This window comes from Pontibacter liquoris (assembly GCF_022758235.1).
Lineage (GTDB): Bacteria > Bacteroidota > Bacteroidia > Cytophagales > Hymenobacteraceae > Pontibacter > Pontibacter liquoris.
In genome coordinates, this window is record NZ_JALEBG010000001.1 from 688,188 (window position 1) to 707,946 (window position 19,759).

Sequence of the window (19,759 nt, forward strand, 5' to 3'; positions counted from 1 at the left end):
AAAGAAATGCTTCTTTTAGAACCGGAGCAAGTAAACCTGAAAGGAGTTCTGCGAAAGTACGTGCGATACTGGTACTTGTTTGTAGCAGCGATTGCCATATTTGTGGGCCTGGCTTACTTATACCTGCGTTACACTACACCAGAGTATTTGATAACCAGTAGCCTACTTATTAAGGACGAAACACGTGGGCCGGAATTGACGGGTAATACCATTGATAATGACTTTGATGTATTCAAAACCTCTAAAAACATGAATAATGAGATAGAGGTGTTGCGTTCAAAAAGCTTGATGCAGCGGGTATTACGCGAATTGTCTTTAACTACCAGCTACCTGGTGGAAGGAGAAGTGAAGTACTCCGAAATATATGGCGAAAAGGTGCCAATCAACGTTGTTGTTAAAAGTTTGGAGAAGGAAGCCTATTCTAAAAACCTGACTGTTTATATCAAAGACAAGAACAATTTTGAACTGCAGGATGGCGAGGATGTCCGGACTTATCAGTTTGGCAAGGAAATAAAGGCCCCATACGGTACATTTACTGTAACCGCCATTCCGGAAGCAATTGGGAGGTATGATAAGATTGTTCTTAAATTCAATGAGCTGGATAATCTGGCGGACTCTTATATTAGCCGTCTTACAATAGGGCCTGTTAACAAAGATGCCAGCGTGTTGTCTATTACCCTGACGGATGCCGTTCCGGAAAGAGGAAAAGACGTTGTGAACAAGCTTATTGAGGTGTATAACAAGGAAGCTATGGAGGATAAGAACTCTGTGGCGTCTAGTACCATAAAGTTTGTAAATGAGCGCTTGCAGTACCTCACAAAGGAACTCACCGACGTGGAGAAAAGCGTAGAGCGCTACAAGCAGAAAAACGATGTAACGGATGTAAGCTCAGAAGCGCAGATTTACCTGCAGAAAGAAAGCGAGTATAACAAGCAGCTCGCCGAGTGGGGTATCCAGCTGGATGTGCTGAACTCGATCGAAAGTTATTTAAGCAAAGACCAGAACCAGTTTGAACTGGTGCCAAGTACCCTTAGCATCAATGATCCTACGTTGCTCGGCCTCATTTCCCAGTTTAATGAGTTGCAGCAGGAACGCAAGCGAACACTGCGTACGGTGCAACCCAATAACCCGATTATAATCAACCTGAACGATCAGCTTGTTAATTTACGTGGCAACATTCTGGAGAACCTCCGCAACATAAAGAGGAGCTTAGAGATTACCCGCCAAAACCTGCAGGCAAGCTCTTCGCAGTACCAGTCAAGGAAACAGCAGGTGCCTGTAATGGAGCGCGAATTGCTGGAGATCAACAGGCAGCAAAGTATAAAAGAAGGCCTTTACCTGTATCTGCTGCAGAAGCGGGAAGAGTCTGCTATGTCGTTGGTAGCTACTGTCGCTAACTCCCGTGTAATCGACTCGGCAGTAGCTGGTGATGAACCTGTGAAGCCTAGAAAAGGATTAATATACATATTAGCTGTCCTGTTCGGCTTAGGCCTGCCCTTCGGGTTAATATTTGTGAAAGATGCGCTAAACGATAGAGTATCCACATTAAAAGATGTAGAAAGTGGCACTACTACCCCAATTCTGGGCGAAATTTCCCACAAGAAGAGTGGCAATGCTTTGGTGGTGACACCTGATAGCCGCACGCCTGTGGCAGAACAATTCAGACTTATTCGTGCCAACCTGCAGTTTGCAATGCTAGGCAAAGAAAATAAGGTGCTGATGGTTTCGTCGAGTATGGGGGGCGAAGGAAAAACATTCTTCAGCATAAACCTGGGGGCCAGCTTGGTGTTAGCGGGTAAACGAGTCGTGATACTTGATTTCGACTTTAGAAAGCCGGCTTTGTTACGGAACCTGGATTTGCCAAATGATGAGGGCGGTATTACCAGTTACCTGTCGTCCAATGCTCTCTCTATCCATGATGTGATACTTCCTTCGCGCGTTATGCCGGAGCTGTTTGTGATCGGGTCTGGCCCGGTACCGGAAAACCCCTCCGAGCTTATGTTGCTTCCGAAGGTAGGCAGACTGATTAATGAGTTGAAAGAGATCTTTGATTACGTGATTATTGATACCTCGCCGGTAGGGCAGGTTGCCGATGCATTGGCCTTGGCACCTCATGCAGATGCCAGCATTTATATTGTCCGTAACAACTATACTTACAAAACGCAGTTAAGTATTATTGATGATATTTATAAAAAGCAGAAGTTTAACCAGCCAATGATTGTGGTAAACGATGCACAAAAAGAAGCTGGTTATGCGTATGGGTATGGTTATAACCTGAAAGAGCCTAAAAAAGAGTGGTTCACATCAAATAAGCAGGCCAAAGGCACCGATGTTCAGTATCCTGGCTAAGGATTTCAGGTCCACATTGTTTATTTCAGCAATAACACATATTAGCAACGGGAGCTTTTACACAGCGTCCGATGCACCCTTATCCTATTTTTTATCCTGGTCGGAAAGACTATATTATTTGCTGTGTAAGCACTTCAATAAATGAGTTCTAAGAATTTTAAAAGCTCGGTTGTTACCGGTATAGTATGGAGTGCCGTTCAGCTAGCTATCAACAGAGGCCTCAGTTTTATAATTAAGATGGTACTTGCCAAATTGCTCTTTCCGGAGCAGTTTGGCCTGGTAGGTATGGCAGCTGTGTTTGCCAGTTTTGTGCAGGTTTTTAATGATATCGGCATCGGGGCTGCTCTTGTACAGCGCAAGGATAAAGATTTAAGAGAAGAACATTTTCAGACGGCTTTCTGGACTGGCGTTATCTGGTCAACAAGTATTTACTTATTGATCGTAATTGTTGTGTCGCCACTGGCAGCAATCTTTTATAAAGAGCCTATGCTGCGCCAGATCATCCCGGCCCTGAGCCTTGGGGTTTTGGCCTCTCCGGTAAACCTGGTGCATCAGGCACAGCTTACCCGGGCCATGAGCTTTAAAAAGCTGGCTTTTATCAGCAACGTATCAACCGCTTTTTCGGGTGTGCTGTCCTTAACCCTTGCCTATTTAGGCGCTGGTGTCTGGTCGCTGGTATTTAACTCTGTGGCAACTATCGTTATCGCTATGCCCTTGTTCTTCAGAGCCACCGGCTGGACGCCCAAGCTCATGTGGGATAAAAAGGCCTTTAAAGATGTTTTTGGCTTTGGGGTGTATACTACCGGAACCAACCTGTTCAATAACCTGATCTCGAATATCGATTACCTGCTGATCGGCAAGCTTTTAAGTGCGGCAGCACTGGGAACGTATACCCTGGCATTTGTACTAACCGATACGTTCCGAAACCAGCTGATGGCCATGATGGGGAAAGTGATGTACCCGGTTTACGGTAAGAAACAGGACGATCCGAAAGCGCTGAAAAGGTATTATCTCAAAGTTGTAAAGTATAACAGCATCTTTGTTTATCCGGCAATGATATTTTTTATTACCCTGGGTACCCCGTTTGTTCAGAATTATTTCGGGCAAAAGTGGATTGGTGCTATAGAGCCATTAAAGATATTAGCCGTCTCGGTGATGATCCATATGCTGACCAACAGCCACGCCTCGCTTATCCGCGGACTGGGAAAGCCTAAACTGGAAATGAAGATCCAGTTTTTTAAAGCTGTCTTTTTGTATGTCCCGCTTATTTCGTTGGGCATCCATTTTTATGGGATTGTGGGGGCAGCGTATGCGTATGTTCTAAATAAGATATTTGAGGTATTCATTGCGCAGTATTTCCTGAAGAAATTAGTGAATGTTACTTTCGGCGAGCTGTTATTTCATATGCGCACGCCATTAATAGCCAGTGTCGTGGCATTTATTGTTTCTACCTCGCTCTATAGCCTTCACCTTCACTACATCCTTTGTGGCGTTGCTTTATTTATCAGTTACTGCGCTGTAGTTTGGCTCTTTATGAAGGACGAACTTAAAACTCAGCTGAGCGATTTGAAATTCTTAAAAAAAAAGAATCTGGCAGTCCAATAACAAAGTAGCGTAAAATATTAAGTGTATCAATGCAACCTGACCATCCTATATTAGTCTCAGTTATTATTCCGTGTTACAATTGTGAAGCGTTGATTGGGAGAGCTGTCGACAGCGTGCTGGCCCAGACGCACCCGAACATTGAGTTACTGCTGGTTGATAATAACTCTACAGACAATACCCTGCAGCAGCTGAAGGAATTTGAACAGGCACATCCCGGCATGATCAGGGTATATGCTGAGGCGAAGAAAGGAGCATGCGCTGCCCGTAACAAGGGATTAGGGAATGCAAAAGGGGAGTGGGTCCAGTTTCTGGATGCGGATGATGAATTACTACCTCAGAAAATAGAAAAGCAGGTTGCCTTAATCAGTAAACATAGCCCCGACCTGATCATTGATGATTACCGCAAGATCAGGACCATCAGGGGCAAGCTGCTAACAGAAGATATAGTGGCGGAGGATGATTGCTGGACGGGGCTCATCAATTCGAGACTAGGTATTACAAGCTCTAATCTTTGGCGAAAGGAAATGTTGTTGCAGGTAAATGGCTGGAACGAAAGCTTAAGCTCCTCGCAAGAATACGACTTGTTATTCCGGGTACTTCGCTTAAATGCAAAACCCCTTGTGAGCCATCAGGTGCAAACGTTGATTCATGCGCAAACGAACTCGATTTCGAGAACAACAAACAAAGGCAAGTTGTATGAGCTGATCTTGAACCGCTATAACTTAAGGAGCCAAATTTATACTTATTTAAGCGAGAACAAGCTGTTAACGGATAAGTATAAACAGCAGCTATACCAATACCTGTATTACCACCTGCTGCTGATTAGCGAGCTTGATATGCCGTTTTTTAAGGAGCAGCTCAAAAAATATAATGATCAGGAAATTACATTCCGGAATAAGATCAAGGCAATAAACCTTTATGTCCGGAACAGCTCAAAACGAAAGTTTGCGTATGCGAACCCATTCCTGAAATTACCCGAGTGGCAGTTTTACTTCTTTAAAAGCTTATACCTATTAAGGTACTGATAGTATAGAAAACAAAAGATAAATAGAATAGTCTTTTGAACCATTATATTATTTTATCTCTTTCATTAACCACCGCTTTGCACAACAGGTATAAGTAGTATTTCTGTTGTGCGTCTATAAAAATAAAGTTTACTTATTTTATGACTTCAAACACTTTCGTTTCCATAATAATGCCTACTTACCACGATTGGAAGAGGCTCACGCTTTGCATCGAAGCACTTGACAGGCAAACGTATCCGAAGGATAGCTACGAAGTAATAATAGTAAATAACGACCCGCAGGACCAGGCGCCCGCTTACTTTTACCTGCCTGCTAATTTTACCTTAGTGCACGAAGGCAAGCCAGGGTCCTATGCTGCCCGAAACAAAGGCATTAGCTTAGCTAAGGGCAATATTTATGGCTTTACCGACTCTGACTGCATTCCGCAACCTACCTGGATCGAGAATGCAGTAAAGCGCTTTGAAAAAGGAAACGTAGACAGGATAGCTGGTAAAATCGATTTCATTTTTCAGAATGAAGCGCAGAAAACATTGGTGGAGCTCTACGAAAGTGTGTATGAGTTTGATCAGAAGAGAGCTGTAAAAGTGCACCAGGCCTCGGTTACCGCTAACCTTTTTGTGAGGAAAGAACTTTTTGACGTAGTAGGGCTCTTCGACGCAAGTAAAATGTCCGGAGACGACTTTGGTTGGAACAGAAGAGCAAATGCCTGTAACTTCAACATTGAGTACGGCGATGATGTCATCATTAAGCATCCGGCCAGAAGTACGCTCAAAGAATTTAATGAAAAGAAAAGAAGGGAGTTTGGGGGCAAGAAAAGCTATAAGATCTCTGGCATTAAAAGTATAGCCAAGCATGCCGCATTTCTTCCTTATTTATTTTATACCATCGTCATCAAAAAGAACCTTCGCCTATTTTCTGTAGACCGGCAGCTTTCATCTGCCGATGTCGTTAAAGTGTTTTTTGTAAACGGCTACCTTTATTTAATCTGTTCGTCAGAATATTTCAGGCTTTTGTTTAAAGGAACACAAATCAGATAAGCGAAACAACCACGTATGCGAGTTTTAAAAATAGTTAATAGCGAAGACGGAGGCGGCATATTTACCTGCGAGGCACAGTTTATTGATAAACTGAAGAAAAAGAATGTCGTAGTTGATGCTGTGATTCTTGGTCAGGGAGATAAGCTGGCACAGTATCAGTACATGTGTAACACCACATGGGTTATTCCGGCGTTCAATGCTTCTTACAGTGGCTCGCCAGTAACTATTATACGGGCAATTGTAGCCTCCCGCAAGTATGGTACAGTGCAGGCAGCTGCGCTTGCCAGGCAAATCAAGGACCGTAAGTATGATGCTATTATTTACCAGCGTCCTACTTATATTCACCTAGCCGGTAAGCTGGCGCAGTTGCTGGGTACTGTGAGCCTGTGGCATTTACCTAATACCATTAATTCATCCTTCTCTAAAAAATATTATAACTATTACTGCTCAAAGTATAACATTGTGCAGGTTGCAAACAGTATCTATACGAAGAACACCCTGGGCAAACAATGCCAGTATGTTGTATACCCGGGGTTTGAGAGCGAGCGGGTAACCAATGGAGAGCCGACTTATCGGGCTAAGCTGGGCCTGGATGAGAATGTACCGGTATATGGAATGGCCTCACGGATCTTTAAAGATAAAGCGCAGGACATTGTTGTGGAAGCCTTTGTGAACTCCAGTATACCTGCTGCCGGCGGTCATTTGTTAGTTGCGGGCGGCCCCCTGGATACCGAATTTGCACGTATGATAAAGGAGAAAGCCGGTGTGCTGTTAAATCAGCAGGTCCATTTTTTAGGGGAGACCCGGAACATGCCTGATTTTTATGCAAGTGTGGATGTGATCATCAACGGCCGCAGAAATGCAGAGCCTTTTGGTATTAGTGTAGCAGAGGCGATGGGTGCAGCAAAGCCAGTGATGGCCTACTACTTAGGCGGCCCATCTGAAATGCTGGTGCAGGATGAGAATGGCTGGCTTATACAGGAACCAACTGTTGATGCCTACAAACATGCCTTTGATGCCTCCTTAGCGAGCAGAAACAAATGGGCCACCATGGGAGAGAACGCCCAGGTAAGAGCAGAACGCTTTAGTGTTGAAAGCAACGTAGACAAGTTAATTGATATTATCAGTAAACAGCGTAGCAAAACTGTAACAGCAAAGAAAGCTGATGGTCTTCAACAAGTATAAAATGTATGTTATAGCCTTTTTTGGGGCTATATTCTTTACCTTCTCAGGATATTATGTACTGTTGATGGTTGGTAACAACACCATAGGCCCGCAACTTTCCAGGTACATCACTATTCCGCTTAGGGTCTTTATTGTGCTTCTTTTAGGGATCTGCTTCTTGCTTGTTGGTAAAAAAAAGAGCTTTAAACAGCTCCCATTTTTAGCATTTTTGACTTTTTCGCTTCTATACCTCCTGCGCATTGCTTTAGAAATGCTAAAGGGAACAGCAAACCATATAAGCAATGAGTCGTTCCTACTTTATTTTCTTTCGTTCGGGTTTCTTCCATTTCTAATTTTGTATTTGAAAGAGGATTTAGAGCTTGACCAGAAGCTTTATAGGTCTGCCATGTTAATTTCAGGTGCCCTATTAGCGATATTCACACTTCTTTTTTACCGGGACTTAATTGGTACTGTTGGCCGGATCTCTTTGGCAGTTTCCAGGGACGAAAATTATATATCCCCGCTGGCTTTATCATATTCTGCCTCATTAACAATGGGCATCTCATTGATTTTGCTGCTTTCCAAAGCAAAAGGTGTCAGTAAATGGTTTTTACTTGTAGTGGCAGGCCTTTCATGTGTTCCTTTCTTTCTGGGCGCATCCCGGGGCTCGGTTATGGCACTTATATTTCCCTTTCTGCTTTTTATTGTTAATCAAAAAAATAAGCTTAAAAGCTTTTACTTGCTGGCAGCCCTCGTTTTTGCCGGTGCAATAATTGTTATACTTAGCAGTTATTTCGGGAGCAACATTATTGAAAGGTTTACGAGTATAGGAGACGGCATTCAATCAGGGAGTTCCTCTGCAGAGCGGATCGTCATCTGGGAAATAGCACTGGAACATTTTAAGCGCAATCCTTTGCTAGGGTTTGGGCTCGAGTCCCCTGAAACAGGCAACTATCCGCATAATATTTTCGTGGAAGTGCTCTTAACGACAGGTATTCTTGGCTTTATTCCTTTCGTGTATCTGGTTATAAAAGCTGTCTTGAATGCGTTGTTTATTTTTAAATATGTCCCGCATAAAGCCTGGATAGGACTTATCTTTTTAGAATGCCTTATTCAGAATCAGTTCAGCGGAGGGATTTATACTGCCAGTTGGCTTTGGTTTTCTATGGCATTTGTTCTAGCTGCTGATTATAAAGTTAACTATATGCAGGAAAGACTTGATTATATTGAAACCTTAGACGAGGAAAGAATGGTAACACATGGGCGTTAATCCTGAAGCATAAGTATAGCTTTTGTATATACGTACCTTCTCGGCAATGTAAATTTCAGAGTAATGCAAAGCTTAACACTGGTTATACCTAGCTGCCATATTACGCAAGAGTTTCTTGCTACTCTGTCAAATAAAAGCGTTTATAGTCCCTTCCTCCCAACTGTTCATTAATGGCTGCCTAGATCAGCACGAGACTTTTCTAAATTCCTTAAGCTAGCAGCCCTTTGTATGCTCTGTTGTAGGATCTCTTCGGCAAACTACGCATCATAAAACAAGCCTGTTTATGCTATATTATAGCATAAACAGGCTTGTTCGCATTTAACCAGCATAATTATTTCTCAAAACTCTGGCTAAAAGAGACCTGATGTAACTAGTTAATAAAAGGAAAGCGCCAGGGGGAAATTGTGCTTAATGCGGCTGCCAAGCGTGCATCAGATATAAAGCTAATTGTACCCTTACCACATAATTACTCCTTGAGCTTAAAGACTATATGGGCAATTACTCCACAAACTGTGGAATATTTCCACACTATTCGCTTCACTCCACAACTTTAAAAATAGCTGCTATTTGTAAAAAGTACATAATAGATTGATAAACAATGGATTATGTATTTTTTTTAATATTGGCACGGTTATGTATAAGTGACAGGGGTATGATGAGCAAAAGCTAGAAATCTAGTCTGCCTCTCCTCTTACTGAAGTGTTCTTTATTCATTTTACGCGATCTACCTCCTGGAGGTTACTCCTAAGAAAGTAGAAAGTAAAGATGTCGCTACTCCAGCAAGTATGAATAGAGAAAAACTTTGTTTGTTAAAACATTAAGATGCTAAGATATGTGTCTTTGATGGTTTATGATAAAAATATTAAATAACCTGTATTGGAGTGTTTTTTATTCCGGAAAAATAGGTATTTTAAATATTGAAAAACAAAGATAATTGTTTGAGATGTTTTCTGGTTTAAATAGTTTGTATTGCTGTAGTTTTTAGCACTAAGCCAATATATTTCTGTAAATTAAATCTGCCTTTTTGATTCTTGATTTGCTTATTATTTTAGTAATCTCTACTAATGATTGATAATAAGTAATATAAGGAGTAATTTTTCTTCTTATTTACGAATGCCCTTCTTTTTTCTGATTAAACGCTTATCCTTAAAATATAAAAAAATTACGGTTGTTAACTTAGTAAATTTGGAGTGTTACGGTATGTATTCGAATATGTTATATAAATAATAAAAGAAAGTTATAGAAAGCTATTGCAGTTCTGAATTTTTGTATAAATTTGCTTCTGTAATAAATATTAAACGAGAGTATAATATAATGTTTATGAGATTTCAACTTTTAGCCAAAGGGGATTTTATTAAACATCAACGCACTGCCGGAAGCGGCAAGCTGCGGAGGTGGAAATCTGAAGAAAGCCTTCCGGAATGTGGTCCCGCCACAGTAAAAGGCTTAGTAAGGATTAATCAGGTTATTGAAGAGAAGTGTAGGGAAGGGGTTCGCCACCTGCAGTTGGAGGATCAAGGTTTTTCTGATAGCAGCTCTGCTTTGATTGAAAAGATAACTGTTTCTTTCCATCCCAGCTTCAATTGCGCGACAGCTTAGTCGCCAGCAATTTCTAATAACTAAAATATTGATTTGATTAATCCTTAAGAAGATAATGAAAAAATATCTATTGTCGCTTGTTGCAGTTCTAATCCTTTCTGCTCAGGCTTTTGCCCAGGTAGCCCCTAACTTTGACATCTTTATTCTCCCATACCGATTCGGAGACAAGTCCGTGGCCTACTTCGAAGGAAGTGGTTTTAAGACTAAGAATATCCGTATTATGACCCAGGGTAATATTGTTTATAGTGATAATCATAATAAATACGACCTTTCTAAGGTTAGAAATTTCATCGAGCGGTTTTACCCTGACGCTAATTCAAATGAAACGCTGGTATTAGACTGGGAATCAGGTCCTTTTAAATCTCTTCGTGATTATCCTGAAAGCGACAGCCGTTTTAAGACTGCTGAAGCTACGCTACTAGGTTTGATGAGCGATATCAAAAAAATGCGGCCAAATCTGAAGCTTTCTTATTATACACTCCCTTTCCGTACTTGGAACGACTGGCAGGCTGCCAACTACAATGCCCCAGGTAAGTTGGATAACATCATGTCTAAAATGGATTTTATTTCACCATCTCTGTACCTGTTGTTTGCCGATGAAGAGGTTGGACGTTCAAGAAACATGCAGTACATGAAAGAGAACCTGGATATGGCCATGAAGTATGGACAGAAGTATGGCAAGCCAGTTTATCCTTTCTTATGGCACCGTGTGCACTTTGGCAGTCCGCTGTATGGAAAAGATATCATTCAAAAAGATGTATACACAGCTTATGTGAAGTACATGAAGGACTACTCGTATAATGGTGTCAAACTGAAAGGTATGTACTGGTGGGATGGCGTTGAAGGCAGATTGGAAAACCTTGGTGGTATCAAAAACTGGCTGAACGGTTCAGTATACAATGAGTCAACGTACGATGGCATGATCGTCAACATGGCTAAATCTATCAAATCAGCACTTAATTCTGGTACTACTACAGAGGAGCCTGAGCCAATTGCAGCACCAAGCACTGATACTTATAAAGTAACAAGCTTTACTTTACAAGATGCCAGCACAGGAAAAGATATTCAGACCCTAAGCAACGGCGCAACATTGAACTTGGCTAATTTGCCTTCAACTAAATTGAATGTGCGTGCTAACGCAAGTTCAGGTACCGGAAGTGTGGTGTTTACCCTTGGTGGAGAACAAAGCAAAAAATCAACGGAATCTATTGCTCCTTTCGAGCTGATGGGCGATAATGGCAGCTGGACACCAGCCGTGGGATCATATACCCTAAAAGGGACGCCTTATTCTGGTAAAAGTGCTTCTGGTTCGGCTGGAACTTCTCTTTCCCTGAATTTTGAAGTGATTAACTCAACTTCTTCGTCAACTGAAAACGGCACCTTTACACTTGTGAATGCCGATACAGATAAAGATATCCAGAAGCTGACTAGTGGTGCTACGTTAAACCTGGCAGCACTTCCAACCAAGAATCTGAACATCCGGTATACTCCAGATTCCAATGCAGGTAGTATTGTATTCTCTTTGAGTGGTGAGCAGACTAAGAGCGTGACAGAGTCAGGAGCGCCTTATACGTTGGCAGGTGATGATAACGGTAACTACTATGATTGGACACCAGCCCTAGGAAGTTATACGCTGAAGGCCACCGCGTATTCTGAGAATAGTGGTAAAGGCACAGCAGGTGCTTCTTCTACGATCAAGTTCTCAGTGGTAAACAATACAAGCAGCAGTTTAGGTGTAACGCTTGCCAGCAATGCGGTAGCTGCAGAAGATCAGCTGGCTACAACAGCAGATCTTTCGGGAGATGAGCTGACAGTATACCCTGTTCCTGCTACAACAGTTCTTTACGTGGACTTAGGTGCAAATGCGGCGGAGGGTACTACTACCATCCAGTTGAGCGACTTAAATGGTCAGGTGGCTTTAACAAAAGAAGTAAATGTTTCTGCCAGCGGTCGACACATTGAACTGGACGTAAGTGAACTGCCAGAGGGGCTTTACTCACTGACAGTGACTTCCTCAACTGGCCGTGTTAGCAAGCGTGTGCTGATTAATTAAGTAAGTATTAGAGAGTGAAATCTCAATCATAAAAGCAAACAGGCATGCCCTTGGGTATGCCTGTTTGCTTTTTGTTATTTAAATCTTTATCGCAGTCATCAGTAAACTACTGGTTTATAGCTAATAATTGGTTGCTGCTTTATACTTGTAGTTCTTCCGATGCTTGAAGTATAAAAATGCTGATCTGAATTCTTTTACTTAGCAAGTATACTAAGGCGGAGTTTAGATAGGAAATTTATGAAACAGGACAGTATGGTGCTTAGTATTTATAAATCAGTCTTAGAGGCCAGGTTGTAACCAGCACAATCATGGTTTCTAATTTTGACAACGATCGTTTGTCTGGTGTTGTTTTAAGAAAGATTTTGTTATCGTTTCTAATATGATTACCTCCAATGTTATGACCCACAATAAAACCGGTATTTGAATTTTGCTTCTCCCGGATATCACTTAAATCTACTCCGATAAATTCTTCTAGTTCTTTCGTGCTTTGATCAAACTGAGAGAGCATCTTCTCGTGCTGAAACTTAAAAATTCTGTTAGGATACTTAAGTTTCATTACCTCGATCATTAAGTTGCCAAAGGTCCAGCTTAGCCCAATAATAGCAGCAAAAAAGAAAAAGTACTTTTTGCTCTCGTAATTTCTTCTCAAAAATCGAAAGTAGCCATACTTTACAAACCGTTTTTTATAGCTGTTAGCTACATCCAGGGGGTCTCTTAATATATGGATAATCTTAGATTGGGGATTAGAAGACAATAAGAATAAAGCTCTCGTAGGCTCTTTAGAAGAGTCCAGTATCCAATCAGCATTTGCGTTATCTTGAATGAGGTTATGAATGACCTCATTGATCTTAACCAGTTCTGCATTTCTTTTTCCATAGCTCCCGGAGAGTAGCAGTTGTGGCCAGTATTTAATATGTGATCTGTCTTTAAGAAAAAGAACATCTGTCAGCCAGTCCCTTTTGGATGATTGATACGATGTTATTACAGACGACCAAAAGGGGCATTCAGCCATTACCTGGCCGCAGCCGCAATTACTGTCCAGCCTGGCAATAGCAGAAATAACTTCACCGTAACTCTCTATTTTCTTATTATTGCCTAAAACAATATCCAGAAAGGTTGAGCCACTGTGGCCTCGACCGGCGATATACAACCAAGACATAAGAGACTTAATTTAAAGGGTTATAGTTTAGTTAGGTAAGGGGTAGCATCAAACTCCCTTTACTTAAAAGCATTTGTATAGCTTAAATAATCATTCCGGCTGCCACTGTTTCATTGGTGGTCTCGTCAACCAGAATCAGACTGCCTGTCTGGCGATTGCGAGTATAGGAATCAGCTAACAATGGTTTTGTGGTCCGTAGGCGCACCCGGCTAATCTCATTCATGTTAATTTCTTTATCGTCCTCAATACGGTGCAGCGTATTAATATCGACTTTGTATAGTACTTCTTTGATCATGCTGCGAACCTCGTTGGTTGTATGGCGGAGCACGTATTTTGCATTTGCTACCGGTTTGTTCTGGCTTAGCCAACACAACATGACATCGATGTCCTGACTTATTTCTGGCTGATTATTTTCGCGTACAATCATGTCGCCCCGGCTGATGTCAATGTCATCGTGCAGCCTTATAGTTACAGACATAGGTGGAAATGCTTCCTGCAGAGGGCCCTCAAACGTATCTATACTTTTAATAGTGCTACTAAAACCTGAGGGTAGTACCAATACCTTGTCTCCTGGTTTAAACACACCGCCTTCTATACGGCCGGCATATCCTCTGTAATCGTGATATTCATCGCTATGTGGCCGGATAATCGTCTGAACTGAAAACCGGCAGTCAATAAGGTTTTTATCATTGCCTATGTGAATTGTTTCCAGTGTATGTAAAAGTGTTTCGCCTTGGTACCAAGGCATATTTTCAGAGCGGTTTACAATATTGTCGCCATGTAGTGCACTAATGGGTACAAAGCGTATATCGGTTACATTAAGCTTTGCAGCAAAAAATTTATACTGTTCCACAATTTTATCAAATTGCGCTTCAGCGTAATCAACCAGATCCATTTTGTTCACGCATACTATGATGTGCGGGATTTGCAGAAGAGAGGCGATGAAGGAATGTCTTGCTGTCTGTTCTACTAACCCTTTGCGAGCATCTATTAAGATCAGAGCCAGGTTTGCTGTAGAGGCGCCTGTTACCATGTTCCGTGTGTACTGGATATGGCCTGGAGTATCCGAAATGATGAATTTTCGCTTGGGAGTAGCAAAGTAGCGGTAGGCTACATCAATGGTGATACCCTGTTCCCGCTCATCTTTCAGGCCGTCAGTTAATAAGGATAAATCCATATGGTCCAGCCCTTTCTTTTCACTGGATTTCTTGACGGCTTCCATCTGATCCTCAAAAATGGATTTTGAATCATATAATAAGCGGCCGATGAGGGTGCTCTTCCCATCATCAACACTGCCGGCAGTTGTAAATCGTAGCAATTGCATAGTCTGTATCCGTTAAAAATATCCTTGCTTTTTTCTGTCTTCCATAGATGTTTCGGAGCGCTTATCGTCGGCGCGGCAACCGCGTTCGGTGTTGCGGGAAGCCGCTATTTCCTGCACAATTTTATCGAGGGTATCCGCATCAGATTCCACGCCGCCTGTAATCGTGATATCCCCTAAAGTCCGGAATCGGATAAGTTTGCGCATGACCTGTTCTTCATTCCGGATGCTTATGTATTCCGAAACCGGGAGCCAGGTAGCGTCCCGGAAGACCACTTCGCGTTGATGTGCAAAATACAGGGAAGGTATGGCGAGGTTCTCGGTCTTGATATATTGCCAGACATCCATTTCGGTCCAGTTGCTTATTGGAAAGATGCGGAAGTGCTCTCCCTGGTTTTTCCGGCCATTAAATAAATTCCATAACTCGGGACGTTGGTTTTTAGGGTCCCACTGGCCAAAGTCGTCGCGATGCGAGAAGAAGCGCTCTTTGGCGCGTGCCTTTTCTTCGTCGCGGCGAGCGCCCCCGATAGCGGCATCCAGCTTATACTCTTCAATGGTGTCTAAAAGCGTAGTGGTTTGCAAGGCGTTCCTGCTGGCGTTTCGGCCTGTTTCTTCTTTCGAGCGGCCTTTATTAATAGAATCCTGGACCGAACCTACAATTAACTGAACACCTAAGTCTTTTACCAGGACATCTCTGAAAGCTATGGTTTCCGGAAAATTATGTCCCGTGTCGATGTGTACCAAGGGCATGGGGATCTTTGCTGGGAAAAAAGCTTTACGAGCAAGGTGTGTAACAACGATCGAGTCCTTGCCTCCTGAAAACAGGATAGCAGGGCGCTCAAATTGCGCAAATACTTCGCGGATTACATAAATGGCCTCTGCTTCCAGCTCTTGTAAATGGCTTAGAGAATAATTACTCATGGCTGAAGTTCAATTTGGGTTCAATGAAAGAAATAAGTTTCTGTAAGGAGCTTTCTGGTGATTCCTGGGCGGAGCAGATATGCAGGTGCGGGTTTGCCGGTGCCTCAAACGGGGAGCTGATGCCTGTAAAATGCTTTATTTCACCGGCCCTTGCTTTGGCATAAAGTCCTTTTACATCCCGTTGCTCGCAGATTTCTATCGGGCAATCCACAAAAATTTCGATGAAGTTTTCTTTGCCTACAATAGTGCGAACCCGTTCTCTGTCTTCTTTAAAAGGCGAAACAAAAGCTGATAGAACAACGAGCCCGGCGTCAGTCATCAGGTTTGCTACTTCTCCTATACGTCTGATGTTTTCTTTGCGGGCCTCATCTGAAAAATCAAGATCGCAGTTCATGCCCTTTCGTACATTGTCTCCATCCAACACGTAAGTATGGTATCCTTGATTATAAAGATATACTTCCATCAAATTGGCGAGTGTGGACTTTCCACTGCCTGAGAGCCCTGTAAACCACACGACTAGGGAGCGATGACCGTTCATCTTGTTTCTGCATGCCCTGTTTATCTGGTGCAAGTGCGGAATTATGTATAGTTTTTCATGCATAATTTAGAAGTACCTAAGAATGATGTAGGTTAAGCAGATAACAGCGTAAAGCAGAGTGAATGGGATACCAATTTTCAAGAAGTCTTTGACTTTATAGGAACCGGGCCCATAAATCATAAGATTCGTCTGATATCCAAAGGGAGTTAAGAAACTGGCAGATGCCCCGAAAGCAATTGCAACATAAAAGCCTGTTGGATCCAGGCCCATACGGTGGCTCAGAGAATAAGTTATAGGAAATATAATAGATACAGCTGCAACGTTGGTTAAAAAGGAGGTTAATAGAACTGTAATACTGAATAACCCAATTAATACGCCATAGCTGCCCCAGCCCTGGAGAAAATTAATTACAACCAGTGCGACATCGCTTGCAATGCCTGTATCAATTAATGCCTTGCTAAGTGTTAAAGCGCTTCCCAGCACGATAAGCAGGTCCAGATCCAGGAGCTTCTTGATTTCCTTCGCATTAAGCAAGCTGGTTAGTGCCATTAATACCATAATGAGAAAAAGGCTAAAAAAGAGGTTGAAAACGCCTGTGGCCATTAACATAAGAACTAAACACATTCCTATGCCAAATACAGTTTTTTTCCATTGAGGCGTGCCGTTACTTTTGGCGATCACGGATACTGTATAAAGGTCCCGGTCGTTTTTATTGCGTGTCAGAAACTTACGCCCTGCTGATAAAAGCAATAAATCGCCCGGCTCCAGCACAATGGAGCCAATGTTGCCACGCAAATTTTCTCCGTTCCGGTGAATGGCTACTACGGCGGCATCATACTTGTCTCTAAATTGTTTTCCTTTCAGCGTGCTGCCAGTTAGTTCACTATTCCTGGGAATAACAGTCTCTACTAAGTTTACGTGTTGTTTTATACCTTGTCCATTAGAGGGGGGGATTTGTAAGCCATTATCCTGTTGTAGGAGCTCTACTACCTTTTCCGTGTCGCCTGCAAAAAAAAGGTGATCACCGGTTCGTAAGACTTCATCGGGGTTTACAGGGCTGATTATTTTACCATCCCTTACAATTTCGAACAGGTAAATTCTTTCCAGATTACGTAAGTTGGCAGAGTTTATACTTTTTCCTGCCAGAGTGGAGCCATCGGAAATACATGTTTCTACCAGATACTCTCTGGCATTCGTTTTAAATTCATCCAGGGGGTTACTACGAGAAGGAAGTAGTCTATAGCCGACAGTGGCTAAAAACGTCAGGCCTCCAATGGTAACAAGTATACCTGGTATAAAAAAGTCTAGAAAGGCTAGGCCTTCAGATTCTTTTGAAAGGATAAAGCCATTCAGAACAAGGTTAGTTGAGGTGCCGATTACCGTCATCATGCCACCTACAATAGTGGCAAAGGACAGTGGGATAAGTAACTTGGAAGGAGCTACCTTGTTGCGCTTAGACCATTGGTAAACATACGGAATCATGAAAGCGACGATAGGTGTATTATTTACAACTGAAGAAAGAACAGATACACCAGCCGTCATCTGTAACATAAATCCCTCAGGTGTTTTTGCAGATTTAAAAAGTCTGTTTAAAAAGCCAATGATGTTAAAGTGCTCCTTTATGCCGGCGGTAATAAAAATCAAGAGAAATATGGTGACAATGGATTCATTGCTCATGCTTTGCAGAAAGTCTGCTGGTTTAACTAGCTTACTTAGCATCAGCACAAGTATGCCACTCAGGAATACGATGGATGGCCTGATCCTGTCAATTGATAAACCCACGATGCACCATACCAGAACCGCCAGGGTTATTCCTTTCTCAAAGGATAGTACGAATATCATCGCTGTACAACAAACCAGGGGTTTAACAGCTCTACTTTATTATATTGCAGGGGTTCACCATTTATATATTGCACTACTTTGCAGCCTGCACTTCGGGCAATGGCATCGCCGGCGGCAGTGTCCCACTCCATGGTAGGAGCTAATCGCGGGTATATATCTGCTAACCCTTCTGCTACCAGGCAAAGTTTTAGGGAACTGCCCATCGAGATAAAAGATAGGTCGCCATACTTGGTCTCCAGCCCAGCTACAAAATCATCTGTTTCTTTCGATGCATGAGATCGACTGCCTACAACGGTATATCTTTTCTTTTCGCTTGTAGTTAATGGCAGCAATTGTGCTTGCTCTTTCCAGTTATTTGGCAGCGCATGATCCGCCAATTCTAATTTCCAGGCGCCCTCCTCGGCTATTCCAATGTATAGCCACTTTTTTATCGGAGCATAAACAACTCCCATAACTGGTTCTTTGTGCTTAATCAGGGCAATGTTAATGGTAAACTCGCCATTACGCTTAATAAACTCTTTGGTGCCATCCAAAGGATCTAACAGCCAGTAGACGGGCCATTGCTTCCGGGTGCTATAAGCAGCATTCCTGCTTTCTTCGCTTATTACCGGATACGGTGTTTCTTTCAGTATTTGCGCTATTATTTCATGCGATGCCTTGTCTGCCATAGTAAGGGGCGACAGGTCTTCTTTTAATTCTACTGTAAAACTGTTCTCATTATATATGTCGTTTACTTTTTGCCCTGCCTTAAGTGCAGCATTTATAATAAGTTCTGTGTTTATCATCCTTAAAAGAAGTTATTGCTTGGCTTAGTCAATGTTTTATATCTGCGATAAATGCGAAATGGCGTGAAGCGTCTTAATGGGAGCATACATTAAAGGGTTGTATTATATTTCTGGCAAATGAGCACCTGTCAGAACAATCATAGTATACATTCCGGGTATGGGCTATCCTTTTAAACAACATTTGATTTTTAAATGTATTTAGAAGTGTTTTACAGCCTTTTTTAGGCCTCACATCTTTAAGGGAGTGGCTTTTATTTTACTCCCGAGAAAGCCTTGTTATAAATAACAATAAGCTTGTAGCGATCTCTTTAAGTAACAGGGGGTATCCCTGCGAAAGCAGCATATGTATGCCAATGGAAATATATAGGTATATAAGTATGCAAAAGAAAAAGGTTTCAAATAATCTAATAAAAATCCTCTATTTTCATTAAAAAACCTTTAGACTAAAGCAAACGGAAGATTCTGCTAGTTTATAGCAGTTATGATTTCCTGATAGACTCGCATTAACCGTTCAGGTGATTATCTAACTATTTAGAGAAAAGCTATTGATTTTCCTGTTAGCCAGAACTAATGGATGAGGTTTTAAAGATATTTAACGTTAGATACCTTATCTGTTTACTCCTAGTCAACTGTATGGTGAGCACTCTCTACTCATTAACACAAGTTAACTTCATATCAAATCAACTGCTTAAAACAGGGAATTTACAAACATAGCTAATGCAGTCAGTATAATTCGGGATCAAATTCAAAGTAGTTAAGGAAGAGCTATTTTAATTGTATATTACTTATTGTTAATTAGGAGTAAACTATAATTACTATTTCAATAAATTTCCCACTTTCCCTGATCAATTAAGCCTTTTTTTGTTTTGAATAAATATAACGCTTCATTAAATGATGCAGGAAAGCTTGTCGAAAGCAGGGTGAGCTGGTAACTGTTTTGTTCTCTTTTATTCTCTTTGAATTATTGCATCCGGATTTCTGATGATCCAGATCATTTTTGTAAAACAATGGTTAAGAGCTTAAATACCAATGTTTATACATCGTAAAACCGAAAAGAAGCATTATGAATCCGCGAGATAATCTTTATACCA

General features: G+C 41.8%; 14 protein-coding genes. 8 read left to right on the top strand and 6 right to left on the bottom strand.

All coding sequences use genetic code 11. From position 1 onward, the window contains the following. Positions 1 to 6 precede the first annotated feature (6 nt). The 8 genes from LWL52_RS02830 to LWL52_RS02865 all read left to right on the top strand — a co-directional run bounded on the left by LWL52_RS02830 (position 7) and on the right by LWL52_RS02865 (position 12,102). Positions 7 to 2,349, top strand: a complete 2,343-nt coding sequence (locus LWL52_RS02830) for a GumC family protein (protein WP_242920641.1) — start codon at positions 7 to 9, stop codon at positions 2,347 to 2,349. A 141-nt stretch (positions 2,350 to 2,490) separates the two neighbouring features. Beyond that, the gene (locus LWL52_RS02835) at positions 2,491 to 3,954 is read left to right on the top strand and encodes a lipopolysaccharide biosynthesis protein (protein ID WP_242916734.1); all 1,464 of its coding nucleotides are present in this window, start codon (positions 2,491 to 2,493) and stop codon (positions 3,952 to 3,954) included. 29 nt (positions 3,955 to 3,983) lie between these two features. Further along, the gene (locus tag LWL52_RS02840; protein ID WP_255748288.1) at positions 3,984 to 4,979 is read left to right on the top strand and encodes a glycosyltransferase family 2 protein; all 996 of its coding nucleotides are present in this window, start codon (positions 3,984 to 3,986) and stop codon (positions 4,977 to 4,979) included. Between the two features lie 140 nt (positions 4,980 to 5,119). Further along, on the top strand, positions 5,120 to 6,016 hold the full coding sequence (locus tag LWL52_RS02845; RefSeq protein ID WP_242916738.1) for a glycosyltransferase family 2 protein: 897 nt from the start codon (positions 5,120 to 5,122) through the stop codon (positions 6,014 to 6,016). 15 nt (positions 6,017 to 6,031) lie between these two features. Continuing rightward, positions 6,032 to 7,201: a glycosyltransferase family 4 protein gene (locus LWL52_RS02850; protein WP_242916740.1), complete on the top strand. Its 1,170-nt coding sequence runs from the start codon at positions 6,032 to 6,034 to the stop codon at positions 7,199 to 7,201. After that, positions 7,182 to 8,450 (top strand): O-antigen ligase family protein, encoded by a 1,269-nt coding sequence (locus LWL52_RS02855; RefSeq protein WP_242916742.1) that lies wholly within the window; start codon positions 7,182 to 7,184, stop codon positions 8,448 to 8,450. The genes LWL52_RS02850 and LWL52_RS02855 overlap by 20 nt, the downstream gene beginning before the upstream one ends. Positions 8,451 to 9,770: 1,320 nt before the next feature. Then, a complete protein-coding gene (locus LWL52_RS02860) occupies positions 9,771 to 10,049 on the top strand; it encodes a hypothetical protein (protein ID WP_242916744.1) in 279 nt (92 codons plus the stop codon). Between the two features lie 55 nt (positions 10,050 to 10,104). Beyond that, a complete protein-coding gene (locus tag LWL52_RS02865; protein ID WP_242916746.1) occupies positions 10,105 to 12,102 on the top strand; it encodes a T9SS type A sorting domain-containing protein in 1,998 nt (665 codons plus the stop codon). A 259-nt stretch (positions 12,103 to 12,361) separates the two neighbouring features. Here the strand turns inward: LWL52_RS02865 and LWL52_RS02870 are convergent, their stop codons facing one another. The 6 genes from LWL52_RS02870 to cysQ all read right to left on the bottom strand — a co-directional run bounded on the left by LWL52_RS02870 (position 12,362) and on the right by cysQ (position 18,668). Continuing rightward, complete coding sequence (locus tag LWL52_RS02870) at positions 12,362 to 13,261, bottom strand: sulfotransferase (protein WP_242916748.1); 900 nt, start codon at positions 13,259 to 13,261, stop codon at positions 12,362 to 12,364. An 82-nt stretch (positions 13,262 to 13,343) separates the two neighbouring features. Next, on the bottom strand, positions 13,344 to 14,585 hold the full coding sequence (locus LWL52_RS02875; protein ID WP_242916751.1) for a sulfate adenylyltransferase subunit 1: 1,242 nt from the start codon (positions 14,583 to 14,585) through the stop codon (positions 13,344 to 13,346). 12 nt (positions 14,586 to 14,597) lie between these two features. Then, positions 14,598 to 15,503 carry a sulfate adenylyltransferase subunit CysD gene (gene cysD, locus LWL52_RS02880; protein ID WP_242916753.1) on the bottom strand — a complete coding sequence of 302 codons (906 nt, stop codon included), beginning with the start codon at positions 15,501 to 15,503 and terminating at the stop codon, positions 14,598 to 14,600. Further along, positions 15,496 to 16,104 (bottom strand): adenylyl-sulfate kinase, encoded by a 609-nt coding sequence (gene cysC, locus LWL52_RS02885; RefSeq protein WP_255748294.1) that lies wholly within the window; start codon positions 16,102 to 16,104, stop codon positions 15,496 to 15,498. The genes cysD and cysC overlap by 8 nt, the downstream gene beginning before the upstream one ends. Before the next feature lie 3 nt (positions 16,105 to 16,107). After that, positions 16,108 to 17,883, bottom strand: a complete 1,776-nt coding sequence (locus tag LWL52_RS02890) for an SLC13 family permease (RefSeq protein ID WP_242916757.1) — start codon at positions 17,881 to 17,883, stop codon at positions 16,108 to 16,110. Next, positions 17,880 to 18,668 carry a 3'(2'),5'-bisphosphate nucleotidase CysQ gene (cysQ, locus tag LWL52_RS02895; protein WP_242916759.1) on the bottom strand — a complete coding sequence of 263 codons (789 nt, stop codon included), beginning with the start codon at positions 18,666 to 18,668 and terminating at the stop codon, positions 17,880 to 17,882. The genes LWL52_RS02890 and cysQ overlap by 4 nt, the downstream gene beginning before the upstream one ends. Positions 18,669 to 19,759: the final 1,091 nt, after the last annotated feature.